Here is a 14493-nt window from a genome sequence, read left to right as displayed (position 1 = left end):
GTGATGGATGTCCGCCGGCGATGCGAAACAGAGGCGTAAGCCGCCGCACTCACTTGTTGAGGATCAGTTTGCCCTGGCGCGTGATCTTCAACCTGTAGAAGGCGCCGTCGTGATGGATGGCGATTTCGGTGGTGCCCCGGAACAATTGCCCGCTGTCATAGACCGGCTTGCCGCCGCTCAAGGTCTTTTCTTCCGGTTTCATGGTGTCCGTGCGCGGCGCGCCGCCGTCCTGCTTTGTCATGTGCATCGGTCTGTCGATTTGAGAGGCCTGGCTGGCTGACCGCTGGCTCGGCACGTTCGAAAAGCAAATTCAAACTTGACTTCGATTATCAGGTTTTCTATCGAATGCAATACATGAGTGATTGTGTCAAGTTATTCTGACTTTCGCACTCGCTCGGGCCAGCAAGCAGCCGCCAGCCAGCCATGTTTCCTCTCGACGGAGAAGATGATGAGGCCGGTAGACCTGACTTTCCCTGCGCTTGCTGATCGGACCAACGCTCCGAAATCACGCAATATCCAAAACGCCTCCACGCCACGGCGACCCGGACCAGATCCGTTCGCCGCAGCGGGATTATTCGGATGCGCGGGGCCTTCCCGCCAACCCGGACCAATCGCGCTTCGCAGTTCGGCGCAGAAACCACTCGATCTCTGAGGAAACACCATGGAACAGGCAAGACGACACTCCCACGACCGGCTGATCAGGGCCGCGATGAGCCTGTCGTGCGTTCTTGCCCTGTCGACGGGGCCGGCCTTCTCGCAGGACAACGCGCTGGCCCCGTCGCTCTCTCTCGAACTCAACGCCCTGCAGCAGCATGACGATGCATGCCGCATCGTCTTTCTGGCGGAAAACCGCCTCGGCGCGGACCTGTCGGCACTGTCCTTCGAGACCGTCCTGATCGACGCCAACGGCGTCGTCGACCGTCTGACACTGTTTGATTTTCAGGCGATGCCGGCAAATCGCACGCGTGTCCGCCAGTTCGATCTGGAAGACACGCCATGTAGTGCCATTGGCCGCATCCTGATCAACGGCGCGGCTGCCTGCGAAGGCGAAGGCCTCGCCGGCACCGAATGTATCGACCGCCTCGCACTGTCTTCGAAAACCGATGCGGAGATCGCCGGATGAGCGCCCTGATCGAGGAAACGATCGCGCGCACGCTCGAATTCCTGTCGCTGGGCGGGCCGGTCGTCACCATCCTGCTGGCAGTGTCCGTGGTTTCGCTGACGCTCATCATCATGAAGGTCTGGCAGTTCCTGATCGCGCGCGTCGGCCGTCACCGGACGATCGAGAAGGCGCTCGCGCACTGGACGGCCGGCGGCCATCGCATCGCGCTCAATGACCTCTCGTCGCGCCGCAACGGCGCGGCGCGCCTCGTCTGGCAGACCATGGCGACTGTCATGAATGCCTCGCCACACGATTTCGAAGCCATTTCGGAGCGATTGCGCGTCGATGCCGCGGCCTATCTCACACGGCTAAGATCGGGCTTCCGCGCGCTGGACGCGATCGCCCAGATTTCTCCGCTCATCGGCCTGTTCGGTACCGTGCTCGGCATGATCCAGGCCTTCCGGAAGCTGCAGGAAGCCGGCAACAGCGTCGATCCGTCGGTTCTGGCCGGCGGCATTTGGGTCGCACTCCTGACCACTGCGGTGGGTCTGGCCGTCGCGATGCCGACATCGCTTCTTCTCACCTGGTTCGAAAGCCGGGTCGCGCGCGAGAGCGAGTTGCTGGAACGCGCCATGACCGTAGTGCTCAATCCCGCGCCGATCGTCCAGCCGGGCGAAACGCAGCAGGACGCCAATCGGACAGGCCAGAGGAGCATGCAGGCCCATGCGGCTTGAGGCGGCACAGAGACGGCGTGGCGTGTTGTCGATGACATCGTTGATCGATGTCATCTTCCTGCTGCTGCTCTTCTTCATGCTCTCATCGACCTTCACCCGTTTCGGCGAAATCGAACTGAAAGCCGGCAGCGGCGCGTCGGGAAACCCCGTCACCCCGGTTTATCTGCGCCTGCAGGGCGACCGGATCGTCCTCAATGGCCGGGAACTCACGCTGGAGACGCTGCCTGAAGCGCTTGCCGGCCAGGCCGAGGCCGGTGCCGACACCATTCTGCTGTCGCTCGACGACAGAACCGTCTCGCAGCGATTCGTCGATGTCTATGCCGCGTTGCGCGCCATGCCGGGCTTCGCGGTCACCGTGCTGCGCTGAAGGGAGCCCGCCATGCGCCTTGCCGCCGCATCGCCCCCCGCAAGGAAGCCCGAACCGACGATCGCCCTGATCAACATCGTCTTCCTGATGCTGATCTTCTTCCTGATCGCCGGCACACTGGCGCCGCCGCTCGACAAGGACCTGACGCTCGTGCGGACGGAGGGACTGGAAGGACGCGAACCGCCCGATGCGCTGATGATCCGTTCGGATGGAACGGTGATATGGCGCGGACAGGAGATCGATATCGCCGACGCCGCAAGACACGCGAAGACCGGGTCGGAGGACGGCGGCAATGTCATGCGAATCGTGCCGGACCGTGACCTTCCCGCAATCCGGCTGATCGAGATCGCCGAGGAACTGCGCCGCGGCGGCGCGGCCCGGATCTTTGTCGTGACCGAAAGGGGACTGGAATGACGATCCCGCTTCGCACGCTCCGCATCCCCCTCGCGCTCGCCGCCTCCCTTGGCGTACACTTCGCGGCGGCGATGGTGACGACGTCCCCGGCTCCGGACGTCCGCCAGGAAGGCGGGGCGACAGCCGAAATCGCGGCCTTGGGCGCGTCCTTCGAAGAATTGGTGGCCGGTGCCAATCCGGCCCGGCCGGCCGAACCCGACAGCCATTCCGCGCCCGCGCCGCGGGCGTCGAAACCGGTCGAAGCCCCCGTTACCAGAAAAAGTGAACCGGCCGAAACGACACAGCCGACACCACCGCCGGCACGGGCCGACAACGCTCCGACCCTTTCCGCGACCCAAAGCCCGGTGGCGGCAGCGGTCGCCCCTTCCCGAACCGTTCCCGCTGAAGCGCCGGCCGCATCCCGACCGGCGCTCGCGCCGTCGCACGCGACCGAGACGATCGAGGCGGAGCCCGAAGAGCGCCCCGTTCCGGTCCCGATGGCCCGCCCGCCGCAACCGCAGGACGCGCGCAACCTTGCCAAAGCGCGGGAGACGCAAACAAAGAAAATCGCCAAAAAGCCGAACCCCGCGCCGAAAAAACAGGTCGCCAGTGTCCCGCGCGGCAATGCTGACCGCAATGCGCGCGCCGGGAACACATCTGGCAAGGCGAGTTCCAAGGTCAAGTCAGGCGGCACAAAGCCCGGCGGCAAGGCGAAGAAGTCCGGCAACTCCCGGGCATCGAACTATCCCGGCAAGGTCTATGCGAAGATCCGGCGCACCCGTCAGAAACGGGCCGGCGGCAGAGGCGTGGCGAAAATACGCTTTTCGATCTCGTCCGGTGGCGGGCTCGCCAGCATTCGCGTCGCGGCCAGTTCCGGTTCGGGCTCGGTCGATCAGGTCGCACTGGACCACATCCGCCGCGCCGCGCCGTTTCCGCCGCCGCCTTCGGGTGCGCAACGTCAGTTCGTCATCCCCGTCGAAGTCCGCCGATGACCGGCCGGCAGCAATTATGTAAGACAAGTCAGATCACGAAAGGGAATTGCATATGTATGTCGCCATGAACCGCTTCCGCATCAATGAGGGGCACGAGGAGGCCTTCGAGAATGTGTGGCGAAACCGCAATTCCAGCCTCGCGGATACGCCGGGCTTCCAGTCCTTTCACCTTTTGAAAGGCCCGTATGACGAGGAAGCAAAGACCACGCTCTATGCCTCGCACACGATCTGGGAAAGCGAACAGCATTTCGTCGACTGGACGCGATCGGAGAATTTCCGCAACGCCCACCGCAATGCCGGGTCCAACAAGGGAATGTATGCTGGTCATCCGCAATTCGAGGGTTTCAATTCGGTCGTCGATGAATAACCGGCGGGACCGACGCCGGGTCGGCCGCGCCGGATGATGCGCAATCTTCTTGACTGTGCCGGACAACAGTGCATCACCTTGCCCATGTTGCCGGCAGATCCCGCTTCCCATGACGACCTCGTTTCCCGCTTCCGCTGGGACATCCCGAGCCGCTTCAATATCGGCGTCGCCTGTTCCGACCGGCAGGACCCGGAAAAGCCGGCGATCATCGACTGGTCCGGCGAAAGTCCCCTGACGCTGACATTCGGCGAACTGTCGCAGAAATCGAACCGTTTCGCTGCCGCGCTTGCGGGCTTGGGCGTCGCGCGTGGCGACCGTGTCGCGATCCTGCTTCCCCAGTGCTTCGAGACCGTCATCGCCCATCTCGGCACCTACAAGCTCGGCGCCATTGCCGTGCCGATGGCGATGCAGTTCGGACCGGACGCGATCCGCTACAGGCTCGGCCTGTCGGGCGCGCGGGCGCTCGTGCTCGATCCCGAAGGGATGGCCAAGCTGGCCGAAGCCGGCGATGATTTTCCCGATCTGAAATCCCTCATCTGCGTCGGTGGTGCGGAAGGCGCACATCATTTCGGCGAAATGCTCGCCGCCGCTTCGCCGGATTTCGAACCCGCCGATACGTCGCCGGACGATCCCGCGCTGATGATCTTCACCTCCGGCACGACCGGTCAGCCCAAGGGCGCGCTGCATGCGCACCGCGTCCTGCTCGGTCATCTGCCCGGCGTCCAGACCCATCATGAATTCCTGCCGCGCGAAGGCGACCTGCTCTGGACACCCGCCGACTGGGCCTGGGCCGGCGGATTGCTCAACGTCCTGCTGCCCGGCCTTTACTTCGGCGTTCCCGTCGTGGCCGCACGCGCACCGCGATTCGAGGCGGAGTGGGCCTTGGCCCTCATGGAAAAGGCGCGAATTCGCAACACCTTCCTGCCGCCCACCGCGCTGCGCATGATGGCGACGCTCGGCAACGAAGCCCGCCAATACAACCTCGACCTGCGCACCATCGGCTCCGGCGGCGAGGCGCTGGGCCGCGAAACGTTGCAATGGTGCGCCGACAATCTCGGCTTGGCCGTCAACGAGTTCTACGGCCAGACCGAGTGCAATCTCGTCCTGTCGGCCTGCAACGCGCTCAGCGTGTTGCGCCCGGGCTCGATGGGCAAGCCCGTCGCCGGGCACCGCGTGGCGATCATCGACGAGACCGGCCGGGAACTGCCGCCCGGAGAGCAGGGCCAGGTCGCCGTCAGCCGGCCCGATCCCGTGATGTTCCTCGAATACTGGAACAATCCCGAAGCCACGGAAGCGAAATTCATCGGCGACTGGATGCTGACCGGCGACCAGGGTTTCCGCGACGAGGACGGTTACTTCTTTTTCGTGGGCCGCGACGACGACGTCATCACGTCGGCCGGATACCGGATCGGACCCGGCGAGATCGAGGATTGTCTGGTGGGCCATCCGAGCATCGCGCTCGCGGCCGTCATCGGCAAACCGCACGCCATTCGCGGCCAGCTGGTCAAGGCCTATGTGGTTCTGCGCCCGGGCGTCGCGCCGTCGCCGGACCTGAAATCCGAGATCCGCTCATACGTGAAACAGCGTCTCTCCGCGCATGAATACCCGCGCGAGATCGACTTCGTCGATGAAATGCCCCTGACCACGACCGGCAAGGTCATACGGCGGATTTTCCGCGACAGGGCGCAGGCGGAATTCGAGGCGGAAAGCGAAGGGTAGCCGTCAGCGCTGGGGGCTGCGCACAATGTGCCGCAGCCGGTCGCGCATCGTCTTGGCGGCGTTGCGCGTGTTGCGGTAGAGCTCGATCTGCGACGTCACCTGCCGCGTTTCCCGATCCAGATTGGGCCGAAGGCCGATCACCATCGTGGCGAATTCGCGCCGCTCGGACCACAGCCGCGCCATCACCGGATGATCCTCGACGGCGCAACTGTCGGTGAGCTGGATGTTCGGATCGTCGAGATGCGATTCCGTGACCTGCAGGATCAGCAGCGCGCCGGGCGAATAGGACGAATAGGTTTCGTCATAGGTCGTTTTCCACGTCCAGGCATGGCCCGACTGGACGAACACGATCAGCGACGCGATCACCTGTCCGTCCAGCTTGAAGGAATGGATACGGCACAGGTCGCGCTCGGCGAGATTGTTGATCGCCTCGCGGGCAAACGCCGCCCGATAGCGATCCGCGGCAAGCGATGTCCTCTGCCGTCCCTTCCAGCCCGCGTTTTCCAGCAGGAGGAACTCCTCCATGGCGAAGCGAACCTCCGAGGGACTGCGCGCCACCTCGTAGCTGAAGTCGCCCATCGCCTCCAGTTGCCGGCGGAGTCGGCCGAAGTTTCGGCGGCTGTGCGAGCGGATGTTGTCGGTGATGTAGTCGACGCTGTCCTTTTCGCTTTTCAGAAAAGGCCGCTGAACCGAACTCGTGGTCATCACCGGCAAACCGCGCCCGATCGCGACACCGCGTAGCGTCATGATCGATACGCTGTCCATCATGATGTCGGGAAGCACGAGGATTTTCGGCAAGCCCATATTCTGATCGCCGAGCATGGAAAGCAGGTCGTCGAAGATACGCGATGCCTCGCGCCGTTCGACGATCGGGATGCCGTAGGGTCCATAGGGGTTCGACCAAGCCCGTATGACATCGGGCCCGACCGCGAAACCGGATTTTTCCACCGAGAACGGCATCAGGAACCGGGTCTCGGCCGCGTCCGGCGGTCCGTCCTGCAGCATCATCAGCCGGACCTGCCGGTCGTCGAGGCGGGGCATGGCCGGAACGAGGAAACGCGGCGTGAAGAAGATGTTGGGTTCGAGCGCGTAGTCGGTCACGCGGTCGATGTCGTCGAGGATTTCGAACCCGCTATCGGCCGGGTAGACCACGAAACGCCGGTCGCCATTGGTCAGTCTGCTCACTTCCGGGCGAATTTCGCGCGGCAGGTCGCCGACGATGCCGGAGAGCATGAAAGACCCGGCGAGCGGGACATTCTTGTCGATCAGGGGCTGCGGTTGCGTCATGTGGCGGGCTCCGCGACTTTCGGCGCCAGAACGAACATGACGACCCCGATACGCCGATAGGTCATGGTCAAAAGCAGCAGGACCTCGACGGCCGTAGCACCGGCGGCGCCCATCGCCGCGCCCATCAGGCCGTACACCGGGATGAGGATCAGGTTCGCCGTGATATTGATCACCAGTACCGCCGCGAAGATGGCCGCGCAGATATTCTGGTTTCCGGTCATGTTGAGCAGGCTCTCCGCCGGGCCGATGCTCGCCCGCAGGACCACGCCCGCGACCAGTACAAAGAGCAGCGTATAGCCCTGCGTGAACTCCGCGCCGAACAGCGAAAGCAGGAACCGGCCGAGAAGCAGAACGACCAGTCCCATCAGCAGCGACGGCCAGAATGTCCAGCCGACAGTCCGGCGGGCGAAGCTGCGCAGCGACTGACGGTCCTCCACCGGCGTGCGCGCCGCGAATTGCTGCGCGACACCGGCCTTCACCGCAAAAAACACGAAATGCACCAGCGCGAGCGTCTTCACGGTCGCGAAATAGACCGCGACATCCTCAGGCGGCATCAGCATGCCGACCATCAGCACGTCCGCATTGGTCAGAAGGAAGAAGAAACCCTCGACGAGGAAGATCGGAAAGGCGACCGTCATCCACAATCCGAATTCCACCGTCCGGTCGCCCGACGGATAGGCGGCGTCGAGATTGCGCGTGATGACGAAGAATTGCAGGAGCGTCGTCGTGTAGGTCGCGAGAACGGCGGCGATGACCGCGGTTACCGCCGTCGCGGTAAAGCCGAACCCATGCGCGATCGCCATATAGGCGAGGACGAGGAAAGGCCGCAGTATATAGGTCGGCGTCAGCGCGCGAACCGGCCATGAATTGGCGCGCGCCGTCCCGTCGAGAACGTCCCCGAGAGCGATCATCGGCAGGCAGGTGAAAGCGAGCACGAACGGCAGGACATAATAGGATTCGATTGTGCCCGACAGCATCCAGACGATCGCGATGCCGGCGGCGGCGATAATCGAAGCGGACAGGAGAACGAAGATCCGGCTGGTGAGGAGAATGCCGCGCAACCGTTCGAGATCGCCCTCTCGGCGATATTGCGGCAGGAAACGGATCACCGCCGTCTGGAAGCCGAAGCATGAGAGGTTGCCGAGGATGATGATCGCCGTCCAGACGAAGACATAGATGCCGTACTCGAAAGTGCCGGTCCAGCGTGCGAGCACGACTTGGGACAGGAAGGCAATACCGGCGCTCGCGATGCGGATCGCGAATGCGATCAGCGACATGCGCTGCGCGATCGCGGTTTCGTCAGAACCGCTCCGGATCCGGTCGAGCTGGCGCGCAAACGGCGCCACCCGTTGGAACAACGGGGCCGACAGAAATTGCTCGCTTGTCTCTACTGCCGAAAACCGCAAAATCACGCATTCCGTTTGCTGCGAAATCTTGCGCCCGAATTAGACCAATCCGCTTAAGAAAGCGTTCGCCTGTTCTCGTAACGAAAAAATCGGGACCCTCCTATGCCGTGGTCGCGAAAGCTCCGTGGCAGTGCTTGTATTTCTTGCCGGAACCGCACGGGCAGGCTTCGTTGCGCCCGACCTTGCCCCAGGTCGAGGGATCGTTCGGATCGCGGTCCTCGACGGCGACCTGTCCGGTCGCGATCGCGGTTCCGTAACTGTCCGAAGACCTTTCCTCGAAATCCGGTTCGCCGGTGGACGCATCGACATGCTCCGCTTCCATTTCGGGAAGGTCCGGCGGCGGCGCCTCGGCCTGTTCGCGCACGATTTCGACACGCATCAGTTGCGCCGTCACCGCCTGGCGGAGGTTTCCGAGCATCGCCTGGAACAGTTCGAAGCTTTCCTGCTTGTATTCCTGCAGCGGGTCGCGCTGCGCATAGCCGCGGAACCCGATGACCGAACGCAGGTGATCGAGATTGACCAGATGCTCTCGCCACAGCGTGTCGAGCGTCTGCAGCAGGATCGATTTCTCGACATACTGGGTGATTTCCGGGCCGAAGCGCTCCGCCCTCTCGGCCGCTGCCTTGTCGACCGCGTCGCGCAGACGCTCCAGGATATCGTCTTCGGCGATGCCTTCCTCGGCGGCCCACTCGTCCACGGGCGCATCGACATTGAGAAGGGAAACCACAGACTCCTTCAGCCCGGCGACATCCCACTGTTCCGCATAGGCTTTCTCGGGAATATGCTTGGCGACGATGCTTTCGACGACTTCGTGGCGCATCTCCGCCACGGTATCGGAAAGGTCGTTGCCATCCATCAGATCCTTGCGCTGCTCGAAGACGACCTTGCGCTGGTCGTTCATGACGTCGTCGAATTTCAGCAGGTTCTTGCGGATATCGAAGTTCCGCGCCTCGACCTTCTTCTGCGCCTTTTCGAGCGCCTTGTTGATCCAGGGGTGGATGATCGCCTCGCCTTCGCGCAGGCCCAGTTTCTGCAGCATGCCGTCCATGCGGTCGGACCCGAAGATCCGCATCAGGTCGTCCTGCAGCGACAGGAAGAATTTCGACCGGCCCGGATCGCCCTGACGACCGGAACGGCCGCGAAGCTGGTTGTCGATGCGTCGGCTCTCGTGCCGTTCGGTCGCGAGCACGTAGAGGCCGCCGGCTTCCAGCGCCTGCTGCTTGAGCCTCTGGATGTCGGCCCGGATCTCGGCTTCGCGCTTGTCGCGCTCCTCGCCTGCCGGCATGTCGGCCAGTTCCTGCTCGATGCGCATGTCGGCATTGCCGCCGAGCTGGATGTCGGTACCGCGGCCGGCCATGTTGGTCGCGATGGTCACAGCGCCCGGCACGCCCGCCTGCGCCACGATATGCGCCTCGCGCTCATGCTGGCGCGCATTCAGCACCTCGTGCGGCACGCCGCCGGCGGCGATCGCCTCGTCGAGGTTTTTCAGCGACTGTTCGAGGTAGTCGCGGAATTCCTGTTCCTTGCCTTCCTTGATCCCTTCGATCCGTTGCTTGATCGAATCCCGAATCTGCTTCAGCCGCTTGGTGTCGCCGAGAAAGGACGATAGCAATTCGGACTTCTCGATCGAGGTCGTACCGACGAGAACCGGCTGCCCCTTGCGCTGGCTGGCGACGATATCCATCACCACCGCGACATACTTCTCCTCGACGGTGCGATAGACTTCATCGTCCTCGTCGAGACGCTGGATCGGCAGGTTGGTGGGGATTTCCGCAACGTCGAGGCCGTAGATGTTTCCGAATTCCTCGGCTTCCGTCGATGCCGTACCGGTCATGCCGGCAAGCTTGTCATACATGCGGAAATAGTTCTGGAACGTCACCGAAGCGAGCGTCTGGTTTTCCGGCTGGATCGAAACGCCTTCCTTGGCTTCCAGCGCCTGGTGCAGCCCTTCCGAATAGCGTCGTCCCGGCATCTGGCGGCCGGTAAACTCGTCGATGATGACGATCTCGCCATCCTTGACGATATAGTCCTTGTCGCGCTGGAACAGCGTATGCGCCTTGAGCGCATTGTTGACGTGGTGGACGATCGACACGTTCTCGATATCGTAGAGGCCCGCGCCCTTGAGCAGATCGGCTTGCGCGAGGATCTGCTCCATTTTCTCGGTGCCTTCCTCGGTGAAGGTCGCCGAACGCTGCTTCTCGTCGATCTCGTAATCTTCCGGCGCGAGACCGGGAATGAACTTGTCGATCGTGATGTAGAGTTCCGACTTGTCGTCCAGCGGACCGGAGATGATCAGCGGCGTTCGCGCCTCGTCGATCAGGATGGAGTCCACCTCGTCGACGATCGCATAGGCATGGTCGCGCTGCACCATCTGGGCGCGCTCATACTTCATGTTGTCGCGAAGATAGTCGAAGCCCAGCTCGTTGTTCGTGCCGTAGGTGACGTCGCTGTCGTAAGCGGCCTTGCGCTGCTCGTCGTCCATCCCGTGGACGATCACTCCGACGCTCAGTCCGAGGAAATTGTAGAGCTTTCCCATCCATTCGGCGTCGCGGCTGGCCAGATAGTCGTTCACCGTGACCACGTGAACGCCCCGGCCGGTCAAGGCGTTGAGATAGACCGGAAGCGTGGCGACGAGGGTCTTGCCCTCGCCCGTCTTCATCTCGGCGATCCCGCCCTCGTTCAGCACCATGCCGCCGATCAGCTGCACGTCGAAGGGTCGCATCCCGAGGGCGCGTTTCGCGCCTTCCCTGGCAACCGCGAAGGCGGGAACCAGAATGTCGTTGACCGACTTGCCGTCTTTCAGGAGAGCCCTGAATTCATCCGTCTTGGCGCGAAGCTGATCGTCGCTCAGCGCTGCCATCTCGTCCTCGAGGGCGTTGATGGCTGCAACCCGAGGCTGCAGCGACTTGATGCGACGATCGTTGACGGAACCGAAAATCTTGCGGGCGAAACCGCCGAAATTGACCATGTAAATGGTCCTTTCCCATGGATTGACCGCACAGGATGGCGGCCGGAAATCTGTGTGTTTGCGTCCTTCTTCCGGAGCGGTTTTGCCCGGAGACCCGGCTATTCGGAGTGGACGCGATAGCCAAGGACAGATAAGAGGGGCCAATAGTGATGTCAACGCTGCGGCGGACCGCGAAAGCCGGCGATTTGCAGCGCGTTCCGGTCACATCGATGTGAAACAGTTTTCCGCAACGAAGCGAGTAATCAATGCCCTTTTCCCGTTCGACCAGCCATGTCCTGCCTTCGCGCATCGGCCGCACACTTGCCAGTCTCGTGTTGGCATTGTCCGTTTCCGCCGGCGCTACTGGCTTCGTTTGCGCTCAGGAAACAAGCGAAGTCGTCGGGACCATGGACGGCAAACCGATCACGCGGCAGGATCTCGACCTGACCCTGACGGACCTGCAGGACCAGCTCGGACAGGTGCCGCCCGAGGGCCGCGACGCAGCCGCTCTCACGGCGCTGATCGACATCCGCGCTCTGGCGGAAAAGGCCGAGGAAGCCGGCCTCGACGAGACAGAGGATTTCCGCAGCCGCCTGGAATTCATGCGCCAGCGCGCCCTTCATAACGCCTATTTCCGCACCGAGGTCCTGGACAAGATCACCGACGAGGACGTGCGCGCGCGCTACGACAAGGAGATCGCCGCCACCTCGCCGGAAAACGAAGTGCGGGCCCGACACATCCTGCTGGCGAGCGAAGAGGAAGCGAAAGCCGTCATCGCCGAACTCGACAACGGCGCCGATTTCGACACCCTCGCCAAGGAAAAATCCACCGGACCGTCCGGCCCCAATGGCGGCGATCTCGGCTATTTCGCACGCGGTTCCATGGTTCCCGAATTCGAGGAGGCGGCATTCGCCCTCGAAGTCGGCAAATACACGGAAGAGCCGGTTCAGACCCAGTTCGGATGGCATGTCATCAAGGTCGAGGACAAGCGCGCCGCACAGCCCCCGGCCTTCGCGCAGGTTGAAGGCCAGATCCGCTCGGTGCTGGTGCGCGAACGCTATTTCGAACTCTTGACCGAATTGCGCGGTCAGGCCGATGTCGAGATCACCGATCCGGCGCTCAAGGCGGCCTACGACCAGGCCACGTCGGCGCAGTAGAACCCACTCCAGGCACAGACATGCACAGCGTCAGCATTTCGCCGCTCGCCCCGAAAAACCAACCCGAAATGCCGGCGATCGACGGCGTGCGCATCGCGACCGCGAAAGCGGGCATCAAATATCGCGACCGCGTCGACCTGATGGCGATGGTGTTCGACGAGAACACCGCCGTCGCCGGGGTGTTCACGACCTCGAAATGCCCGTCCGCGCCGGTGGAACTGTGCCGCGAGCACCTTCCCGGCGGCAAGGCGAGCGTTCTGGTCGTCAATGCGGGCAACGCCAACGCCTTCACGGGAAAGAAGGGACGCCACACCACAGCCGTCGCCGCGCGCGCCGCCGCACATGCCGCGCGCTGCGACGAGACCGCGGTCTTCCTTTCGTCCACGGGCGTGATCGGCGAACCGCTCGACCCCTCCCATTTCGAGCGCCATCTCGACGGCATGGTCGCCGAGGCGGCGGGCGACCGCTGGTCCGACGCGGCCCACGCGATCATGACGACCGACACATTCCCGAAAATGGTGACGCGCACCGTTTCGCTCGACGGCGCCGATGTGACGATCAACGGCATCGCCAAGGGCGCCGGAATGATCGCGCCCGACATGGCAACCATGCTCTCCTATGTCGCGACCGACGCGCCGATTTCGGCGCCCGTCCTGCAGGCGCTTCTCGCGCGCCACACCGCGCTCACCTTCAACGCCGTCACGGTCGACAGCGACACCTCGACATCCGACACGCTGCTCGCCTTTGCGACAGGCGCAGCCGCCGGGCGTGGCGCGCCGGCCATCGATGATGCCGCCGACCCGCGCCTCGCGGCCTTCGGCGAAGCGTTCGGCGAATGCCTGCATGAACTCGCGCTGATGATCGCCAAGGACGGCGAAGGCGCAACCAAGCTGATTCGCGTCGAGGTGACCGGCGCCACCTCCGACACATCCGCAAAGCGCATCGCCATGTCGATCGCGAACTCCCCGCTGGTGAAGACGGCGGTGACCGGCGAGGACGCCAACTGGGGGCGTGTCGTCATGGCCGTCGGCAAGGCAGGCGAACCGGCGGACCGCGACCGTCTCGCCATCTGGTTCGGCGACATTCTGGTCGCCAGTGAGGGCGAACGGTCGGAATCCTACTCCGAGGACCAGACGAGCGCCTACATGAAGAACGACGAGATCGTCATTCGCGCCGATATCGGTCTCGGCGAAGGCCGCTTCACGGCCTGGACCTGCAATCTCACCAAGGAATATGTCGCCATCAACGGCGACTACAGGAGCTGACGCGGTGTCGGGTCTCGCACTCGTTCGCCGCCTCGAGGCTGTAGGTTTCCGTGCGTGGCCGGCCGCGTCCGTTCATTACGACGGAAGCTGGGCGGTGCGGCTGACCGCCGGCCATCCCTCCAAGCGGCTGAACTCGGTCAATCCGCTCGACCCGTCCGACTATCGCGACATCGACCAGCGAATCGCGCGGTCCGCGCGGCGTTTCGCGGCCTATGGCCGTCCGCTGGTCTTCCGCCTGTCGCCGCTGGCCCCGCTCCAGCTCAACGCCCATTTCGACGCCGACGGCTGGCGACGGTTCGACGAAACCTCGGTGATGATCGCGCGCCTGAAGGACATCGACCTCGACAGCGGCTTCGACCAGATCCCGCTTCAGGATGTCGGACGTTATGTCGATGCCTCCATCAGCATCCGCGACGAGAATCCCGAGCGCAAGGCCGGTCTGACCGAGGTCGTGGAATCGATCCGCCCGCCCAACGGCATGTTCGTGCTCGAGGACCAGACCGGGCCGGTCGCATCGGCGCTTTGCGTCCATGACAACGATCTCGCCGGCCTGTTCGACGTCGCCGTCCGCCCGGATCAGCAGGGCAAGGGCTATGCCCGCTCCATCGTGCGCGCCGCGTTACGCTGGGCGAGCGCACAGGGCGCGCAACGCGCCTGGCTGCAGGTGATGACCGCCAACAAATCGGCGGTCAGCCTCTATTCGCGCCTCGGCTTCGAGAAGGTCTACACCTACAGCTATCGCCAGAAAGGCGACTGA

Annotated in this window: 14 protein-coding genes; 10 read left to right on the top strand and 4 right to left on the bottom strand. The window is 63.5% G+C overall.

Annotated elements, in window-relative coordinates; genetic code table 11:
- Positions 1–49: 49 nt before the first annotated feature.
- Positions 50–202 (bottom strand): hemin uptake protein HemP, encoded by a 153-nt coding sequence (gene hemP / locus ACQK2M_RS05690; RefSeq protein ID WP_425419989.1) that lies wholly within the window; start codon positions 200–202, stop codon positions 50–52.
- A gap of 459 nt (positions 203–661) precedes the next feature.
- Between hemP and ACQK2M_RS05685 the strand changes: the two genes are divergently transcribed.
- The 7 genes from ACQK2M_RS05685 (at position 662) to ACQK2M_RS05655 (ending at position 5674) form a co-directional block, all read left to right on the top strand.
- The gene (locus ACQK2M_RS05685) at positions 662–1123 is read left to right on the top strand and encodes a hypothetical protein (RefSeq protein WP_425417010.1); all 462 of its coding nucleotides are present in this window, start codon (positions 662–664) and stop codon (positions 1121–1123) included.
- The gene (locus ACQK2M_RS05680) at positions 1120–1836 is read left to right on the top strand and encodes a MotA/TolQ/ExbB proton channel family protein (protein WP_425417009.1); all 717 of its coding nucleotides are present in this window, start codon (positions 1120–1122) and stop codon (positions 1834–1836) included. The genes ACQK2M_RS05685 and ACQK2M_RS05680 overlap by 4 nt, the downstream gene beginning before the upstream one ends.
- Positions 1837–1867: 31 nt before the next feature.
- Positions 1868–2203 carry an ExbD/TolR family protein gene (locus tag ACQK2M_RS05675; protein ID WP_425417008.1) on the top strand — a complete coding sequence of 112 codons (336 nt, stop codon included), beginning with the start codon at positions 1868–1870 and terminating at the stop codon, positions 2201–2203.
- A 12-nt stretch (positions 2204–2215) separates the two neighbouring features.
- Complete coding sequence (locus tag ACQK2M_RS05670; RefSeq protein WP_425417007.1) at positions 2216–2617, top strand: ExbD/TolR family protein; 402 nt, start codon at positions 2216–2218, stop codon at positions 2615–2617.
- On the top strand, positions 2614–3588 hold the full coding sequence (locus ACQK2M_RS05665) for a TonB family protein (protein ID WP_425417006.1): 975 nt from the start codon (positions 2614–2616) through the stop codon (positions 3586–3588). Before ACQK2M_RS05670 ends, ACQK2M_RS05665 begins: the two co-directional genes overlap by 4 nt.
- Positions 3589–3640: 52 nt before the next feature.
- Positions 3641–3955 (top strand): antibiotic biosynthesis monooxygenase family protein, encoded by a 315-nt coding sequence (locus ACQK2M_RS05660; protein ID WP_425417005.1) that lies wholly within the window; start codon positions 3641–3643, stop codon positions 3953–3955.
- An 84-nt stretch (positions 3956–4039) separates the two neighbouring features.
- Positions 4040–5674, top strand: a complete 1635-nt coding sequence (locus tag ACQK2M_RS05655; protein ID WP_425419988.1) for an AMP-binding protein — start codon at positions 4040–4042, stop codon at positions 5672–5674.
- 3 nt (positions 5675–5677) lie between these two features.
- On the opposite strand, the gene ACQK2M_RS05650 is transcribed toward ACQK2M_RS05655, so the two are convergent.
- The 3 genes from ACQK2M_RS05650 to secA form a co-directional block, all read right to left on the bottom strand.
- Positions 5678–6961 (bottom strand): GNAT family N-acetyltransferase, encoded by a 1284-nt coding sequence (locus tag ACQK2M_RS05650; RefSeq protein ID WP_425417004.1) that lies wholly within the window; start codon positions 6959–6961, stop codon positions 5678–5680.
- The gene (locus ACQK2M_RS05645; RefSeq protein WP_425417003.1) at positions 6958–8367 is read right to left on the bottom strand and encodes a lipopolysaccharide biosynthesis protein; all 1410 of its coding nucleotides are present in this window, start codon (positions 8365–8367) and stop codon (positions 6958–6960) included. Before ACQK2M_RS05645 ends, ACQK2M_RS05650 begins: the two co-directional genes overlap by 4 nt.
- Before the next feature lie 100 nt (positions 8368–8467).
- Positions 8468–11335 (bottom strand): preprotein translocase subunit SecA, encoded by a 2868-nt coding sequence (gene secA, locus ACQK2M_RS05640; RefSeq protein WP_425417002.1) that lies wholly within the window; start codon positions 11333–11335, stop codon positions 8468–8470.
- 245 nt (positions 11336–11580) lie between these two features.
- Between secA and ACQK2M_RS05635 the strand changes: the two genes are divergently transcribed.
- From ACQK2M_RS05635 to ACQK2M_RS05625, 3 genes are read left to right on the top strand one after another with little or no spacing between them, the layout of a single operon-like run.
- The gene (locus tag ACQK2M_RS05635; RefSeq protein ID WP_425417001.1) at positions 11581–12471 is read left to right on the top strand and encodes a peptidylprolyl isomerase; all 891 of its coding nucleotides are present in this window, start codon (positions 11581–11583) and stop codon (positions 12469–12471) included.
- 20 nt (positions 12472–12491) lie between these two features.
- Positions 12492–13736: a bifunctional glutamate N-acetyltransferase/amino-acid acetyltransferase ArgJ gene (gene argJ, locus ACQK2M_RS05630; RefSeq protein ID WP_425417000.1), complete on the top strand. Its 1245-nt coding sequence runs from the start codon at positions 12492–12494 to the stop codon at positions 13734–13736.
- Between the two features lie 4 nt (positions 13737–13740).
- Complete coding sequence (locus ACQK2M_RS05625) at positions 13741–14493, top strand: GNAT family N-acetyltransferase (RefSeq protein ID WP_425416999.1); 753 nt, start codon at positions 13741–13743, stop codon at positions 14491–14493.

It is taken from the genome of Oricola indica (genome assembly GCF_965227485.1).
Taxonomy (GTDB): domain Bacteria; phylum Pseudomonadota; class Alphaproteobacteria; order Rhizobiales; family Rhizobiaceae; genus Oricola; species Oricola indica.
Note: the sequence above shows the minus strand (reverse complement) of the source record. Positions and strands in the feature narration are given on the sequence as shown.